Here is a 16195-nt window from a genome sequence, read left to right as displayed (position 1 = left end):
ATTTAACCCCCAAACAACTCTACAATCGGTCTGTAGAAGATGATCATTCCTACAATCACTGCAAAAGCCGCAGTAATGAACACAGCTCCTGCAGCAGTATCTTTGGCTGCTTTAGCCAAAGGATGAATATCAAGTGATACCATATCCACAACAGCCTCTATAGCTGTGTTAAACATCTCAGCTATCCACACTAATGTAATAGCCAAAAGTAGGAACAACCATTGTATCGGGCCTACCCCTAGAACGGCAGCAGCTATTATAACGAGCAGGGCAGTAACGCCATGCACCTTCATGTTTCTTTGAGTTGTCATGACATACCTAATTCCTTCCACCGCAAAGCCAAAGGATGAAAGGAAGGGTTTCCTAGCCATTATCGATTCAACCCTACTTGAACTAGAACAGCTTCCTGCTTGCCCATCATTTCGTCCTCGGTAACTTTATCTTGATGATCATAACCAAGTAAGTGCAAAAAACCATGAACAAACAAAAATCCGATTTCGCGTTCTAAAGAGTGACCATATTCTTCGCTTTGTAACTTCGCACGGGTAACGGAAATGATAATATCACCAAGCACTTCCGGAATTCCCTCCATCGTCTCTCCTTCTTCTAATTCATAGACAATTTCAAGTTCATCATCTAGCGAATCATTCATAGCAAAAGAAAGGACATCTGTAGGTCTATCAATACCACGATAATCCCGGTTCAATTCATGGATCTGCTCATCATCCACAAAGGTTAACGCAACCTCCCCGTCGATCACACCCTCGACTTCCCCAGCCTTTTGAAGCGCTAATTCAAGCAAAGTTATTAATGATTCATTAATCTCATACTCCGTCTGCTCGTTATTCCAAGCCAGTTGTAGACTCATATATTAGACACCCTTTCCCTCTTTCTCGTCGATCATCTTCGATGTCTTCTTTATTTCTTCTGGATATTCAATTCTGGAGTGGAATATCCCCATAACGCTTTCCTTCAAACTCTTACCAATAATACCCAATTCCTTCAATGTAAGATCGCACTCATTGAATTGATGATCATCCATACGACTTTTGATTATTTTCTCAATCATCGTCTCAACTTGTTCCACGGTAGGGTTGCGTAATGAGCGTACTGCTGCCTCTACACTATCGGCAATCCCCACAATTGCCGATTCCTTAGACTGTGCCTTGGGTCCAGGGTATCTGAAGTCAATATCTGTGAAATCCGGTTCCACACCCTGCTCTTCTGCCTTCTTCAATGCCTTGTGATAGAAGAAATGTAGAAATGTCGTTCCATGATGTTGTTCAGCAATATCTCTAATAAGCTTAGGTAGCTTATAATCCTTCAGCATTGCTACTCCATCTCGCGCGTGAGCAATAATAATCGATTTACTAAGCTTAGGATCTATCGTATCATGTGGATTCTCCATATGGTTCTGATTCTCAATGAAATAGCTTGGACGTTTCGTCTTACCAATATCATGATAGTATGAACCAACTCTACACAATAATCCATTCGCTCCAATCGCTTCCGCAGCAGCCTCTGAAAGATTTCCTACCATGACACTATGATGATACGTTCCCGGCGTCTCTGTAAGCAATTTACGGAGTAAGGGATGAGTAGGACTAGAAAGTTCCACCAACTTCAATGCAGATAATATTCCAAACGTGACTTCGAAGAAAGGCATTAGCCCTATAACAAGCACAGATGTTAATATCCCGCCCGCAAATGCAAAAGCGATGGTGTACAGTGTCTGCACCTGACTCCATTCCGCACCATCAATTAGGATCATAACAAGTACAGCGATTGATCCGAACAGACTCACCATGATCCCTCCCTTAAGTAGGGTAGATCGCTGGCTTGCCTTATGAATGACAGAAATAGCGACATATGAAACGGTCATTGTAAAGAAACCAAAGTGAAAATCAAAAATATGACCCGTATTAACATTTAATATAATGCTCGACAATATACTAAATATCATAGCGCAAAAGAAAGCCAGTGACATGTCCATCAGCAAGGTTACTAATATTGCCCCCAAAGCCACAGGTGCAAGATATCCTATATAAGGATGAATACTGTTCTGTACAACGCTCACAAGATTCATGGGCACAACCGTAATCATAAATATGAGAATAAGCATCAGTAACTGCGAATTATTATATTTATATTTCTTCGCACTTGACTGACGAATAAACATATGTAATCCGAAAGTCAATAAACAAGAAAACATCAGTAGCCCCAACTGTGGCCAATAATTCACCTCATTCTTAAGCAGCTTATTATCATTCAGAAGAGCATATAATTCTTCCGTAATAAGTTGCCCTTTGCTTACGAGAACGTCACCTTGCTTGATATAGACCGTATCCGTATTCTCACGCGCCGTTACCTGCGCTTCTTTGGTTACTTCTTCATCATAAAATTTATTCGATGTAAGTGTCATACGTGCAAGTTCTTGCACTATTTCACGAGGTATTTTGTTACTCAGCGAGCTTGTACTCACCAGTTCTGCTACTTTAGCTCTAGCGCTCTGTGCGTCCATGATTTGGTCCGTACTTAACCGAGATACAATCTCTCGAGCTACAGGTTTCATCTCTTGGATGTCAGCACTCGTAAGCCTTGGTATTTTTATAAAAGTTTCCTCTGGAATACGATATACCTGTTGATTAATTACTTTTGATATTTCATCCAATATTTTATCCGAATAGGTTCCCGCGTTTCGACTACTCTTTAAAAAATTCTCTACAAAGTCCTCAGCACGTTGCGGAATTTCCTGACGATAAATAGCGACCTTATCTTGATTAGACACCTGATCATCTTGATTAAGTTTATCAATCCGATCAAGAATCTGAACAATTAACGTCTCATTGCGCATAGAAATAATACTGTAAATGGGTTGTACTTGTTCAGCTGCCTTCTCTTGTGCTTTTAATGTCGCCTTACTGTTCGGAATTTGTACCGGTGCGGCAATCTCTTTCTCACTGTATGAACCCAAGCGAATATCATAACGTTCAGGCAGTATTTTAGGCGCAAGAGCTACGTAAAATAACACAATTAATAACAGGAACAAAGTATAGCGTGTTAATACGCTATACTTATAACTAATATCCTTGAAAGAGTATAAGAATGATTTGCCTTGTGAAGGTTCCTTCGAATCCATAGAGTCTATCCCCTCTAACCTTGGTTTTCTGCAGCTCGCTCGTAGGCAACTATAATTTTTTGTACCAGTGAATGGCGGACAACATCTTGCTCTGAGAAATAAATAAATCCAATATCCTCAATTGAACTTAATATGGCATTGGCTTCAACTAATCCAGAGTTCTTGCCTCTAGGAAGATCTATTTGCGTTACATCTCCTGTTATAACCATCTTGGAGCCGAATCCCAGTCGAGTCAAGAACATTTTCATTTGTGCAGCTGTTGCATTCTGTGCTTCATCTAGAATAATAAAGGCATCCTCGAGTGTCCGTCCACGCATATAGGCAAGCGGAGCAATCTCGATAACACCTCGTTCCAGCGCTTTCTCAGTCTGATCTGGGCCCATAACATCATAGAGCGCATCATAAAGTGGACGTAAATAGGGATCTACCTTTTCTTGCAAATCACCAGGCAGAAACCCAAGACTCTCCCCCGCTTCTACAGCTGGACGAGTAAGAATAATACGTTTGACAGAACCTTCTTTAAGTGCAGCAACTGCCAGCACTACAGCCAAGTAAGTTTTACCTGTACCCGCAGGGCCTATTGCAAATACAATATCACGCTTCTTAATCGTCGTGACGTACTTTTTTTGTCCGATCGTCTTGACACGAATAGGTTTACCTCGATAGGTAGTTGTTATTTCGCCCTTGAACAAATCCAGTAGCTGATCTGCCCTGAAATCCTTTGCTAAATCTATCGCGTACATCATATCTCGTTGTGTTAAGATATAACCATTTCGAACTAATTCAAGTAATACATCAAATAACTGTTGAAGCATCTGAACCTCTCGGTCCCCACCACTTATCGTAATTTCGGATTCACGCGAATCAATCTTTGCAGGAATTTCAGCCTCAATCATTTCTAGAAAAATGTCCTGCGGACCAAATATAGCTAATCCTTCAGCTCCATTTTGAAATGATATTTTTGTACTATGTTTTTTCTCCGACAAATATCCTCATTCTCCTTGGTTATATACTATGGGTAGTTCTTCAGCAATTAACTCTTCAACTTCAAAGAGTACTTTCATATAAACTTTACCATTCTCTTGCTTCTCATGCAAAACTTTTCGGCTTATAATCTGCGATCCGCTTCCGTACTTCGCCTTAATATCGCGAATTGCACCTTCTATCCCTTGCTTTTTAGCTTCTTCTATCGTGATCATTTCGCTTCTTTCTTCCATTTCCATCACATGCTCTGTCATCCATCCGATAGGTAATTTAGTTGATCTCCAGGTGAGAGGATCCTGCTCAATCACAACCTCATACTTCTCATATGTCACTTCACCATAACCCCATAATTGAATCCCGCGATTACCTAGAATAAGATAACTTCTATCCTTCATTTCCCCCGTATATACTTTGTGTTTCTGGACCGTAGGCACCTCAATCTTATACTCATGCCATACCAGCCCCTTTACCTCACCCTTGGCAACGACAGCCTCTGAATTCTCTGTATCTCCTAACAAACCAGAGATCAAGATTTGTCCCTTCTTCACTCGACTGTTCTTTGCAACTGTTGGCCGACCCTGCTCAGCATATATACTCGTAATAACAGCATCCGTTCTACTCACTAAATGTCTTGGGCTAAGAAGTGGTCTGGCCTCGGGTATAGAAGATTCCACAACTTGAATCGTAATACTTGTCCCTTGTCGATCAACTCCAACCCATGCAGTCCCAGGTAACTGTCTATTTAATTGTTGTGAGAGCTTGTCCAGATGATTCATCCGATAAACCCATTGCAGAGGGTATATCCCCTCTTGCTTAGCGATCATAAGTATATCTTCCTTGGGTATTTTAACATTGCCTACCACCTTCACTTCCCAAACAAGAGATGATAATAGAAATAAGATAGCGAAAAAGGATACCAGACCAACAGCAAAAAAACGACGTTTCTTCAATCGAATCATTTGAAAGGGTAACCCTATTCTCTTATTCACATGTATACGGCAGCCTGTCCGTTGTAAATGCGGTCTGAGATCATGAAAGTCTTCCACTAACACCTTCATCTCAGCAGTCTGAAATGAAGATGGTTTAACATCCCACACCGGAATCCCAACTTGCGTTAAATCATTTACAAATGATTCTATTTGACCCTTCCTCACTGTTATTTCTACATACCCACGCCAATAAAGTAATGTTGGGACTTTCAATGACTCTCCTCCGCTCCTATGTACTTGATATTCATAACAACTCCTTCGATTAATACTTCCATTGGTAAAATAGATCGAATAATAAGTTCTGACCCCTCTATTTCAAGACTTCCTTCACCTAGTGAAAGAATCAGTTTATTCGGTGAGAAATGAATCACACCCTGGTGATTCTCGATGAAGAGTTCTTTATTACCAACCATCGTTAAACGCGGCAGATTAAAAACAATATCTTTTGGTAAATCCAATTTCTCATATGTCCAATTCCGAAGTTTGCGACTAATCCTGGTCATACGAAGGTCTTCCCCCTTCCTATTACTTTTAACGATATGCGGGATTGACTTATTTTATGAGTGCAAATACTTGGGACGTGTAAACATAAACAATAATTGGTATTGGGTTGTATTTCGATGGCGCCGAGCCTATGACAGGCCCATATAAGAGCTAGGAGGCTCACTCTCGGCTTTCAATAGCATTCCTCCGACAATTTATACTCAAATGATCCAAAGTGACTAGAAGGCACCATATAAAGGCTTGGATTAAGATGATTGCTATTGGAGTACATCTAAATTACTGGAAACTCCACTTTTCAGCGTTATTCCCATTTTTAACTGTAGTTTGTATAACTAATTCTCTCCGCAGCTACTCTAGTCTCACCTTCATGCCCGAAGCATTATTCGTCACTCCAACAACGCCACTCTATGCCTATTCCACTGAATTACATCCGGAATTGAAGATCTTACATGGATTATGGATGGGATTTGGTTCAAGGGTAGAGCGGCAAGCACTCCAAAAATTTTATACTTCCTAAGTGTATGTCAAGGAAAAGGGGTGTCCTTAGCCATTACATTGGCTAAGGACACCCCTTTTTTTATTATCAGATATCTAGTTAATCTAGAGTTTCCGTCTACTGAACGCATGTTTTGCACGTGGTGGTCCTAATATTTCCGACCAAATCAACCCATTCACCGCTGGATTGGAAATTTCAGACAGATAAATCTCCTTACCTTCCTCATCAGAAGTTGCATAAGCATCCCTCTGATCCGAATCTGTTGCAGTGATTTTATCTTGCCTAGCAATCAGTTGTTTTATATCTTGCTGCCTGTTCTCCATCGTATCCTCCCACATTTGAGAGACTCCTTCACCCGTATCATGATCAAGATATGGAGAATACTCACCTTTGTACGCAGATGGTTCCATCAATTTGCGATCGTCTGATTCAGGCATCGAAGGAGACTGTTGCATGTTTTTCTGAGTGTACACTTCCTGTTGTTCGCGATTACCCGGCGAAGTTCTTTCGGTAGAGTCATCACTTTCTACAGTAGGACTAGGACGCAATGATCGTTCCCCACCCCCACCAAACGTTGGCATACTGCTTGGGTCATCCTTCGATTTCGTCTTCCCTTTATTCATTATCGAAGAAATGATACCGAATGCGACGAAGACCAAGATCCCAATATACTCCATGGAATACATCATTCCCTACTTATTATTTTTTGGGATTACCAGAAATATCTCCGCCGTCTCCCATTTTACCAATAGAACCTCTCATTTGAGTATCGGCCTCTATATTTTTAAAGTTCATATAATCCATAACGCCAAGTTGTCCAGATCGTAACGCTTCTGCCATCGCAAGAGGTACGTCCGATTCAGCTTCGACAACTTTCGCTCTCATCTCGATTACACGAGCCTTCATCTCTTGCTCTTGTGCTACAGCCATCGCGCGACGTTCTTCCGCCTTCGCTTGTGCAATTCGCTTGTCAGCCTCCGCTTGTTCCGTTTGTAGAAAAGCACCAATATTTTTACCAACATCAATATCTGCGATATCAATTGATAAAATTTCAAATGCAGTCCCCGCATCCAATCCTTTTGAAAGGACGGTCCGAGAAATCATATCTGGATTCTCTAATACATCTTTATGAGAGTCGCTTGATCCAACGGTAGTTACAATCCCCTCGCCTACACGAGCGATGATAGTTTCTTCACCCGCACCACCAACTAGACGGTCAATATTCGCACGTACGGTAACACGAGCTTTAACTTTCACTTCAATCCCATTTCTTGCTACCGCTGCTACTATCGGTGTTTCAATGACACGTGGATTAACACTCATTTGAACCGCTTGGAGCACATCACGACCAGCTAGGTCAATGGCAGCTGCGCGTTCAAATTCCAAAGGAATATTCGCACGTTGTGCGGCAATCAATGCGTTGACAACGCGGTCAACGTTACCACCTGCGAGATAGTGACTTTCGAGTTGATTAATATCAAGTCCTAGTCCGGCTTTAGTAGCCTTGATCATAGGGTTCACAATTCGACTAGGTGTGACACGACGAAGTCTCATGGCAACAAGTGTAATAATTCTTACGCGAACACCTGAGGATAATGCTGCAACCCATAGCATAATTGGGAAGAAACTGAAAAATACACTTAGCAAGATAATGACAACTACAGCAATCAATAAAATCGGAATCAATGTTGGGTCCATAATTTTATTAGCCTCCATTTATTTCATATTTACTTACTCTACAATAGATTCGACAACAATACGAGATCCTTCTACCTTTACAACATGAATATCGGTATTAACAGCAATAAACTGACCATCTGTAACGACATCCACTCGTTCACCTTCAATGAGTATCGTTCCACTTGGACGAAGAGGGGTGACACTTAACCCTTTTTTTCCAATTAAACTCTCTCTACTTGCAGCTGGTATAAACCCTTTCTCTTTTGACAAAGTGTCACTGAGTATGAATCGATTCCATATGCCACGTTTCTTGAAGATACCGGCCACCGCAATGATAACGATGATAGCGCAGATTACTGCAATTGCTAGCGACCAAGCAACATGAGATGTACTATACGCCGCTCGAACTACACCAACAATAAGACTTACTGAGCCTAATAAACCTAGTATACCAAAGCTTGGAATGAACAATTCAAGAACTAGCAACACAATCCCAATGATAAAGAGAATCCATGTTTCTGATCCCGCAAATCCAGCTACGGAATTACCAAAGAAATAAAGTGTGAATCCAGCAATACCGAGAATACCAGGAACTCCGAATCCAGGAACGATCAATTCGATAATGACACCTGCAATCCCCATAAAGAGAAGCAATGTCATCACAACACGACTCGTCAGAAATTCTGCTATTCTCTCAGAAACAGTATGTTCAACACGGAACACGTCATCCGTAGAGAAACCCACAAAAGTGATCGCTTCTTCTACAGTCTTCGCTGTGTTTTCTGAATACCCTACTTTGAGTGCCTGATCACTCGTAAGCGAAATAATTTCCCCTGGAGTCTTGGTGTAGTCGATTCCCGACATTTCAACAGTCATGTTCAGATCTGCCATACCTTCAGCAATTTTTCGATCACGCCCGTTAATTTCCGCGGCACTACCCATTTTCGATTTCCAATAGGATATCAATTTCGGATCATCAACATATTTCCCCGTCGTTCCATCAACTAGCGCAGCCGCACCAATCATACCTCCCGGCGCCATAACAATAGTATCCGCATTTAAAGCAATATAGCTTCCAGCTGAAGCAGCATTACCACGTATATATGCCAGTGTCTCGATATCGCTTTCGCGAATCAAGGTGCCTATATCTTCAGCTGTATCAATCCGTCCACCAGGTGTATTGATTTCTAGAACAATGAGTGACGCATTCATGCTCTTCGCTTCCTTGAACCCACGTTCCATAAACTTCTGTAATCCTCTTTCGATGTTTTGATCAACGGGAATTATGTATACACTTCCATGCTTATCGGTCTCTACTGGAGATACCATTGTTGCATGAACCGCTTCACCTAATACTGGAATCAGTTGTCCCGCTAATAACAAGATTAAGACTAAGGCAAACCCCATCTTCTTAAGAATTTTCATAACCTAATCCTCCCTCCTCAATTCATCATTACCACTTTAACTAATAATCTAACCAGCTATGGGTGTTAATACGTACTTCATCGTATGAGGTTTCAACAAACAAAAAAACACCCCTTAGAATCAAGGGATGTTCCTGTATGTTTATTGCAGAAATTGTTGAACCAATTGATTCACAAGTTTGCCGTCAGCGAGTCCCTTAACCTTAGGCATCAGGGCACTCATCAATTTCCCCATCTCGGCTTTCGAAGAAGCACCGGTTTCCTGGATGGTCTGCTGTACAATAACTTTAATTTCTTCTTCAGATAGCTGTATGGGTAGATACTGGCCGACTATCTCGATTTCTGCCTTAGCATTTGCGACTAGATCGTCGCGGCCTGCCTTTTCAAATTCTTGGAGGGCATCTTTGCGCTGTTTGATTTCACGACCTAGGATATCAAGCACTTCGGAATCATCCAAAGTTCTTTTTAAATCTATTTCAAGATTCATGATTGTCGAACGAATCATTCTAATAGTGGAGAGTTTGAATTTATCGCGACTCTTCATTGCTTGCTTCATGTCTTCGTTTAATCGTTCGCTAAGATTCATATATGTTAAATCCTTCCTAGAACTTTCTCTTACGAGCAGCCTCAGACTTTAGCTTGCGCTTAACGCTTGGCTTTTCAAAATGTTTACGTTTTTTCACCTCAGCCAATACGCCATCTTTAGCGATGGAACGTTTAAAGCGACGAAGTGCAGCATCGATTGTTTCATTTTTACGAACTTTCGTTTCAGACACCAGTTTTCCCTCCCTCCGACCAGACCGTCCAAGAGTAATAACACGGTTCATCAACTTTTATTATAGGTGAAAGTGAAATAAGGTGTCAACCTTACAACTTTTTTTCATGAAAAATTTCCATCGACTATATTCAATGACATTACTGATGAGAACTAGAAATGCCAGTCAGAGCACCTAATCTCGCACCTCCGAGGAGGTGGTAATGTAGATGGTGTACCGTTTGTTCACCGTCAGGTCCGCAGTTATTAATAAGCCTATAACCTGATTCAGAGACGCCTAATTTGCTCGCAACTTGCTGCGCAACCTGATGGATCTCAGCAATTAGTGGCATATCTTCCAGACTAACCTCGTTCATCGAAGGAATATGCTTCTTCGGTATAATGAGCACATGTATCGGCGCGGCAGGTGTAATATCGTGAAACACTAATATATTCTCATTCTCGAACACCTTTTTTGAAGGAATGCTACCTTCGACTATTTTGCAAAATAAACAATCCACTGAATTCACCCCTTGATCTAATTGGAACACCAAATCAAATTAATATTTATAGCTAAATCTTATTAAATATACCATGTGATAACTTTCCTTACCAATAACTCGAGGGCAGGAATAGAGTATCAAGTAGAAACCGCTATACCGTCTTTTTTCAAAGATAGTGTCCTGTTTAGCGAAAATATAAGAAAATCACCTACAGTAGACAACTTTAGTTGCAAAAAGGTTCACTATTTCCTCAGGAATGCTTGCTATTATACTAAAAATAAGCAAACAACAGACCAGGATTCTTCCAGGTCTGTTGTTTGCTACATTCGAAATGATATTATTAAAAAAAAGGAAGCAAAGTAAGTGTTGTTAGCAACGCCAATGGTAAGACGGCTCGATTAAACCGCCGTCTTCCATATGGATTGTAACCAAATCCAGGCCCCGGATAGTAGCCAGGGATAAATCCGCGTCCATCCAAACCTGGATATCCATCAGAACCCCAAGAGTGACTACCACACCCACAGCTTTGCTGACTTCCATAACCTTGATTTGGTCCGTGACTTGTTGGTTGGAGTTGAGGCTGGTGCCCATAACTTCCAACGGGTGCAGCATTGTTCTCATGGTAACTAGCGTTCTCCATGTGTTCGTGGTGCATTTGTTCATGATGCATTTCATGACCAACCGGTACAGCTAAGTAGAGATGCTCATCGTCCATATTTTCTATAAACCCATCGAAAGTTCTTCCATCCAGTATGACGACTCTCACATAACGATGCATGTGGTGATGACATATTTGCTTAGCTTCAACTTTTTCCATCCGCTCTATTCCTCCTAAATGTTCCATGATCTACTGTCATCATATTCAGGTCTAGGCGAATGGATACTAATAATATTAATTGAAGCTTATACTTGTACTTGCTTATATTTAAAAAAAGACAAAAAAAGAAGAAGTACCTAGTCAGCTAGCATAAGCTGCTTAACGTACGGACCTATGTTAAGGAATAGTAACATTCCATTCCATAAGTCCGCCGAGGTACTTCTTAAGAGATGTCGGTTATTAACTGTATTATAACAACACCTTGTTGCTGTTACTGTGATGAGTATCACATAAGTTGATGTTTTACATATTTTCCATCACAAGTCGTGATCCCCCTCCAGCATTCTCAGCTGGTAGTACGACTAATTTACGAGGCAATCGTGCTCTAAGTTCGGGAACGTGGCTTATAATACCTACGGATAGATGATCGCTGTGAAGGCGTTCTAGTGAAGTGATCACCATCTCGAGCAGATCTGGATCTAACGTACCGAAACCTTCATCCAAGAAGAAGAATTGCAACGGGTATTGACCACGTAATTGAATTTGAGCGGATAGTGCGAGCGCTAAAGACAACGATGTTAGGAATGTCTCACCACCAGATAACGTGGATACCGGTCGGCGGGTCCCTCCGTTAGCATCATCACGAATAACGAAACCGCCTCCTGAATCTACTTCCAGAGCGTAGCGTTGTCTAGTGAGAAAAAGAAGACGTTGCGAAGCAGCCTGACTGACCTGCATCAACTGTTCCTCCGCGATATATTCCACAAAGGCATTCCCCCGTAAACAAGATTGTAGCTTGGATAGTTGCTCTCCCTGAGTCTGACGCTCTACACGTATATTCTCTAATTGCATCCATCTAGAGTGTCGATCTATAACATCTTCCAAATCACGTTCTGCTCTAGCCTTGTGTTGGATCGCTGCTTCATCTGTATTTCGGCATTCATCCAATGTAGCTTTGCAGATATCCCATTCCTCTTCGGTTAATACAATCCCCGAGAGCTTGTCCTCAACATATGCAAGCTGCAACGTCACTTCTCGCTCATTCTCACGGTGTGCTGTAACAACATCCGCATATTTCATCTCTTCTTCTCGCTGTAAACAACATGCCACAACTTCTTCTGCACTAGATAATATGGAAGATGCTAGCATTTGCTCCCATCGACTTAATGCAGCCTTATAATGTTCCACAGCGGAATCAACAGCCTGCTGTGCTATAACAGCAACTTTGATCGCTTCATGCTTCGCATCCTCAGCGGTACGTCGTTCTTTCTGAGATTGTTCCGCTGTTGCCCTTAAGTTCTTGAGTTGCTGAATACATTCCCCAAGTAAGCTTTCGGCTGAATTATCACCAACGTAGGCAAGAAGACGTTCCTCTTTCTCAATCAGCAATTCACGCTTACCCTGCCACTGTGTATTCCATTGAATATGAGCTTTGTCTAGCTCTCCTAGTTGTTGTTCTATCGACTGAACCGCTAGCAACTTGCCTTCCAGAAAAGGAATACTGATCTCAATCCGTTCCTTGAGGGTCTCAGCTTCAGCGTCTTTCTTTTGCATAAGTTCAAATTTCTGTTCAATCTCCATCAGAGGAACTTCAGGAAATTGTTCCACCCACGCTTGATGTAACTTGGTTAATTCAGTTGTTACACGGTCAAGTTTAAATTTCGTTTCAGTATGAATATTTCTTAGAGCATCTACCTCTGCTATATATCTCATATGTTGCTGTTGAAGCATGCCATCACTCTGCTTCATTTCAACGTTCTCCTGCCTTAGGGCTAAAGTCTGTCTTATCAACTCTTGAGATGTCTCTTCCATCTGTTTAATTCTATCTCTCCAGTATGCCAGTGAGAAAAATGCAACTTCACTATCACTCACTTCAGATACTTCCATTCCTGTCACTGTTTGCGGCTCATCCTGTTCAGGTAATACAGCACCAGCTTGCTCCATTAATGTTCGACCCTCCATCATAAGCTGATGAAGCTTTAACCGAAGCTCTTGAAGCTGTAAGTGTACCTTTCGAAGACACGCCATTTGCTCTGTCTGAATGGTCAGTTTCTCTGAACCATCTGTTATTTCTACTGGATGCGGATGATGTTCTGATCCACACACAGGGCAAGGCTGTCCTGTTTGCAACTGTGTAGCCAAGCTCAATGATAGAGCATGCGTCTCAAGGCTCTTTATCTCCTCATGTAACTCCGCCTCTTCTGCCGAGAGCCTTCGGATATCCTGATTAACCGCTTTTTCCTGTCCAATGATGACAGATACATGGGAAGTCAGCCTCTCTATGAAAAGAGCATTATTCGACGCATTGTTCAACAACTCCCGCTCAAAGCTACTTAACTTGGAGCTCATTTCAGCGAGTTTTTTCCCTTGTTGGTCGTATTCATTCGATACGATTTGTTGTTGCTCGTCACTCGATTGAATAATATGCCTACGTTGTATCGCTTTGTGAATTAACTCCCGCTCCTGTGACCTTGTCTCCAGGGGCTTCAAGCTTTCCTGCAATTCAGCCTGCCTTTTCTGCCCTTTATTAAGAAGTTCCTTCTCTTTCAGAAGTTGTTCATGGAGCTCAGACTGCGTTCTCACAACATTCGCTTTCTTCGCATCAAGATCTTGACACTCACTACGAAGAGTATCTCGCTCCTGCTGAAGTTTCACAGCTTGAACCAGCTGATCCTGTCTAATGAGCAACTTGGGTTCTTCTGAAGATAATATAAGCTTAGCTACATCATCCGCTTCCATTGCGCGAAGTAATACTCGTTCTGCTTCTTGTGCTTTACCATGTAATGATGCAGCCTGCGTCTCACGGTTCAGATATTCCTGTTTGCTCTCCTGCATCTGAGTAAGTAAAGGCATTAAATGCTGGGCAGCACTTGCTTTGGATAGCTTATCTTCCAAATCCTTTACTTCTTTCTCCAATGATGAAAGCTGTAACAACTGTTCTTGTCTACGACTACGCTCCAGTTGCCATTCCCATACTTTTGACAATTGCTCTGCTTGGATTGTAATTTCATGAAGTTTGCGTCGAGAAGCTTCCGCATGAAGCACTGCTTCTGATAGTTGCTTCTTAGCTTCTTCAAGGACCTCCTTGCCAGCGTTCCCCAACCCTTGCTGTTCTGCCTCGATATTTCTCAGAGTCGCTTCATTCTCCTTCACACGACGGCTAAGCTTCTGGCCCAATTGATCACCATACTGTTCCAAGTGAAATAATCGTTGCAACATTTGCCTTCTTTCAGTCCCTTTTAAAGACAAGAACTCAGCAAATTTCCCTTGCGGAAGAACAACTGCACGTGTGAAATCATCCATCTTAAGTCCAATCTTGTCTTCAACACAGCGAGTAACGTCTGCCAACTTATCCGCAAGCACCACATCCCCATCTGGAGTAACCTCAATAAATCGGCTAATAGTGTTGCTGATCGATAATTCATTAGATCTCTTAAAGCGCCGTTCAACTCGATATCGCTGTGCCCCTTCGGAGGAATTCAATTCAAAAGTAAAGGAGACAAACAACGAATCTTCCGAGTGATTCATAATTCCCTGTGTTCCGTTGACTGCCCTCTCCACTTTTCCATATAAAGACAGTGTTATCGCATCAAGCAGAGTTGATTTACCACTGCCTGTAGGACCAAAAATACCGAATAACCCCATCTGCGTAAGATCATCGAAATCAATCTGTTGCATTTCACGATAGCTCTGCAGTCCAGCCAGTTTCAGTGTGATCGGCTTCATGTTGCATCCCCTTCTTCCTGAACGGTAGAATTCTCATCAACAAGCTCGAGGAACAATTGTACAAGCCCATCATCAGGCTCCGCTCCCCCTGTTTGCCGCTGATAGAACTTACGGAATATTTCGTGTAATGGCAATCGCGAACGTTCTATTTCCATTTCCATAACCTCCATCTCTGGGTAGATGGGACGGATATGTACTAATCCTTCACGACTCTTACGCAGTCTCTGTATTTCACCAAGTGATAACGCATCATTAAGCGATATTTCCAAATCAATAAATGCATGAGCATCTAATCCCTCATCTAACCAGCGATGTACTTCTTCGAGCCCTCCCTTAGCTTTCCATCGAACTAAAGGTCTGCCACAAGAGAGGAACAATTCTTCAAGAATCGGCTGTCCCCCAGGTGATATATCTAGCATCGTGACCGATTTCGCTTGACCAGCCTCTGAGAAACTATAGGCAAGTGGGGAGCCGCTGTAACGAATCATTCCTTCCCCTTTCACAGCTTGAGATCTATGGAGATGACCAAGGGCCGTATATTGCGCGCCTATTGAAAGTGCCGATGGATCGACAGTATAAGCACCCCCAACCTGTATAGGACGCTCAGAGTCTGATTCTACACCGCCTAAGACGTAAATATGGCTCATCGCCAAGTTAATCGTACTCGGAGTGAATTCACGAGCTAGCATGCCCATTAATTGGCCGACACGAGCGCTATATGCTTGACGCAAATCATCTTCGTTCCCTTCCACTACTAGCAATTCATTCAGTCTGGCTTCAGAAGGATAGGGTAGCGCAGCAATTTTGGCAATTTCCCCTGTACGAGCGGCATGGACCGTCACAGCATTCACGCTGGGCATACCAACTAACGTAATGCCTTGTCGAGTCACTAACGGTGACACAGATGACACTCGCTCAGGTTGATCATGATTGCCGGCAATGACGACAAGCGGTCTTCCACCCGCACTTAACCTTGCAGCGGCCTCATAGAAAAGTTGCTCTGCCGCAGCAGGTGGATTAACAGAATCATACACATCCCCAGCCATTAAAATAAGATCCGCTTGCTGATCATCTGCCATCCGTACTAACTCATCTACGAAATCCTCTTGCTCTTTCATGCGACTGCGCCCCTCCAATGAACGTCCGAAGTGCCAATCGCCGGTATGCAATATACGCATA

The 16195-nt window shown here is 42.3% G+C and carries 15 protein-coding genes; all 15 read right to left on the bottom strand.

The genetic code is table 11. The features are described 5' to 3' along the window. Positions 1-2 precede the first annotated feature (2 nt). The gene (locus tag AC1TO8_RS05825) at positions 3-371 is read right to left on the bottom strand and encodes a diacylglycerol kinase family protein (RefSeq protein WP_482054670.1); all 369 of its coding nucleotides are present in this window, start codon (positions 369-371) and stop codon (positions 3-5) included. Then, positions 371-868, bottom strand: coding sequence for an rRNA maturation RNase YbeY (gene ybeY, locus AC1TO8_RS05820; RefSeq protein ID WP_482054669.1), 498 nt, complete (start codon positions 866-868; stop codon positions 371-373). The genes AC1TO8_RS05825 and ybeY overlap by 1 nt, the downstream gene beginning before the upstream one ends. A 3-nt stretch (positions 869-871) precedes the next feature. Continuing rightward, a complete protein-coding gene (locus tag AC1TO8_RS05815; protein ID WP_482054668.1) occupies positions 872-3139 on the bottom strand; it encodes an HD family phosphohydrolase in 2268 nt (755 codons plus the stop codon). 14 nt (positions 3140-3153) lie between these two features. After that, on the bottom strand, positions 3154-4125 hold the full coding sequence (locus AC1TO8_RS05810; RefSeq protein ID WP_482054667.1) for a PhoH family protein: 972 nt from the start codon (positions 4123-4125) through the stop codon (positions 3154-3156). Positions 4126-4131: 6 nt separating this feature from the next. Next, a complete protein-coding gene (yqfD, locus tag AC1TO8_RS05805) occupies positions 4132-5325 on the bottom strand; it encodes a sporulation protein YqfD (RefSeq protein WP_482054666.1) in 1194 nt (397 codons plus the stop codon). Further along, entirely contained in the window at positions 5322-5615 is a 294-nt protein-coding gene (gene yqfC, locus AC1TO8_RS05800; protein ID WP_482054665.1) for a sporulation protein YqfC, read from the bottom strand. The genes yqfD and yqfC overlap by 4 nt, the downstream gene beginning before the upstream one ends. Before the next feature lie 601 nt (positions 5616-6216). Then, the gene (locus AC1TO8_RS05795; protein ID WP_482054664.1) at positions 6217-6801 is read right to left on the bottom strand and encodes a hypothetical protein; all 585 of its coding nucleotides are present in this window, start codon (positions 6799-6801) and stop codon (positions 6217-6219) included. Positions 6802-6811: 10 nt separating this feature from the next. Next, the gene (gene floA, locus AC1TO8_RS05790; RefSeq protein ID WP_482054663.1) at positions 6812-7810 is read right to left on the bottom strand and encodes a flotillin-like protein FloA; all 999 of its coding nucleotides are present in this window, start codon (positions 7808-7810) and stop codon (positions 6812-6814) included. Between the two features lie 33 nt (positions 7811-7843). Beyond that, the gene (locus tag AC1TO8_RS05785; protein WP_482054662.1) at positions 7844-9217 is read right to left on the bottom strand and encodes an NfeD family protein; all 1374 of its coding nucleotides are present in this window, start codon (positions 9215-9217) and stop codon (positions 7844-7846) included. A 141-nt stretch (positions 9218-9358) separates the two neighbouring features. Next, on the bottom strand, positions 9359-9802 hold the full coding sequence (locus tag AC1TO8_RS05780; protein WP_482054661.1) for a GatB/YqeY domain-containing protein: 444 nt from the start codon (positions 9800-9802) through the stop codon (positions 9359-9361). Between the two features lie 16 nt (positions 9803-9818). Beyond that, the gene (gene rpsU / locus AC1TO8_RS05775; RefSeq protein WP_438346880.1) at positions 9819-9992 is read right to left on the bottom strand and encodes a 30S ribosomal protein S21; all 174 of its coding nucleotides are present in this window, start codon (positions 9990-9992) and stop codon (positions 9819-9821) included. 139 nt (positions 9993-10131) lie between these two features. Further along, entirely contained in the window at positions 10132-10491 is a 360-nt protein-coding gene (locus AC1TO8_RS05770) for a histidine triad nucleotide-binding protein (protein WP_482054660.1), read from the bottom strand. Positions 10492-10813: 322 nt separating this feature from the next. Further along, a complete protein-coding gene (locus AC1TO8_RS05765) occupies positions 10814-11290 on the bottom strand; it encodes a hypothetical protein (RefSeq protein WP_482054659.1) in 477 nt (158 codons plus the stop codon). A 303-nt stretch (positions 11291-11593) separates the two neighbouring features. After that, entirely contained in the window at positions 11594-15016 is a 3423-nt protein-coding gene (locus AC1TO8_RS05760) for an AAA family ATPase (protein WP_482054658.1), read from the bottom strand. Next, on the bottom strand, positions 15013-16194 hold the full coding sequence (locus AC1TO8_RS05755) for an exonuclease SbcCD subunit D (protein WP_482054657.1): 1182 nt from the start codon (positions 16192-16194) through the stop codon (positions 15013-15015). The genes AC1TO8_RS05760 and AC1TO8_RS05755 overlap by 4 nt, the downstream gene beginning before the upstream one ends. Position 16195: the final 1 nt, after the last annotated feature.

The sequence above is a fragment of the Paenibacillus sp. Y859 genome (genome assembly GCF_056786405.1).
This window is presented reverse-complemented; position numbering and strand designations above follow the sequence as displayed.

Excerpts from the sequence above, each read along its gene's own strand:
- AC1TO8_RS05825 (WP_482054670.1), bottom strand. The coding sequence starts at position 371 with ATGGCTAGGAAACCCTTCCTTTCATCCTTTGGCTTTGCGGTGGAAGGA.
- ybeY (WP_482054669.1), bottom strand. The coding sequence starts at position 868 with ATGAGTCTACAACTGGCTTGGAATAACGAGCAGACGGAGTATGAGATT.
- AC1TO8_RS05815 (WP_482054668.1), bottom strand. The coding sequence starts at position 3,139 with ATGGATTCGAAGGAACCTTCACAAGGCAAATCATTCTTATACTCTTTC.
- yqfC (WP_482054665.1), bottom strand. The coding sequence starts at position 5,615 with ATGACCAGGATTAGTCGCAAACTTCGGAATTGGACATATGAGAAATTG.
- AC1TO8_RS05795 (WP_482054664.1), bottom strand. The coding sequence starts at position 6,801 with ATGATGTATTCCATGGAGTATATTGGGATCTTGGTCTTCGTCGCATTC.
- floA (WP_482054663.1), bottom strand. The coding sequence starts at position 7,810 with ATGGACCCAACATTGATTCCGATTTTATTGATTGCTGTAGTTGTCATT.
- AC1TO8_RS05785 (WP_482054662.1), bottom strand. The coding sequence starts at position 9,217 with ATGAAAATTCTTAAGAAGATGGGGTTTGCCTTAGTCTTAATCTTGTTA.
- AC1TO8_RS05780 (WP_482054661.1), bottom strand. The coding sequence starts at position 9,802 with ATGAATCTTAGCGAACGATTAAACGAAGACATGAAGCAAGCAATGAAG.
- AC1TO8_RS05765 (WP_482054659.1), bottom strand. The coding sequence starts at position 11,290 with ATGGAAAAAGTTGAAGCTAAGCAAATATGTCATCACCACATGCATCGT.
- AC1TO8_RS05760 (WP_482054658.1), bottom strand. The coding sequence starts at position 15,016 with ATGAAGCCGATCACACTGAAACTGGCTGGACTGCAGAGCTATCGTGAA.
- AC1TO8_RS05755 (WP_482054657.1), bottom strand. The coding sequence starts at position 16,194 with ATGCGTATATTGCATACCGGCGATTGGCACTTCGGACGTTCATTGGAG.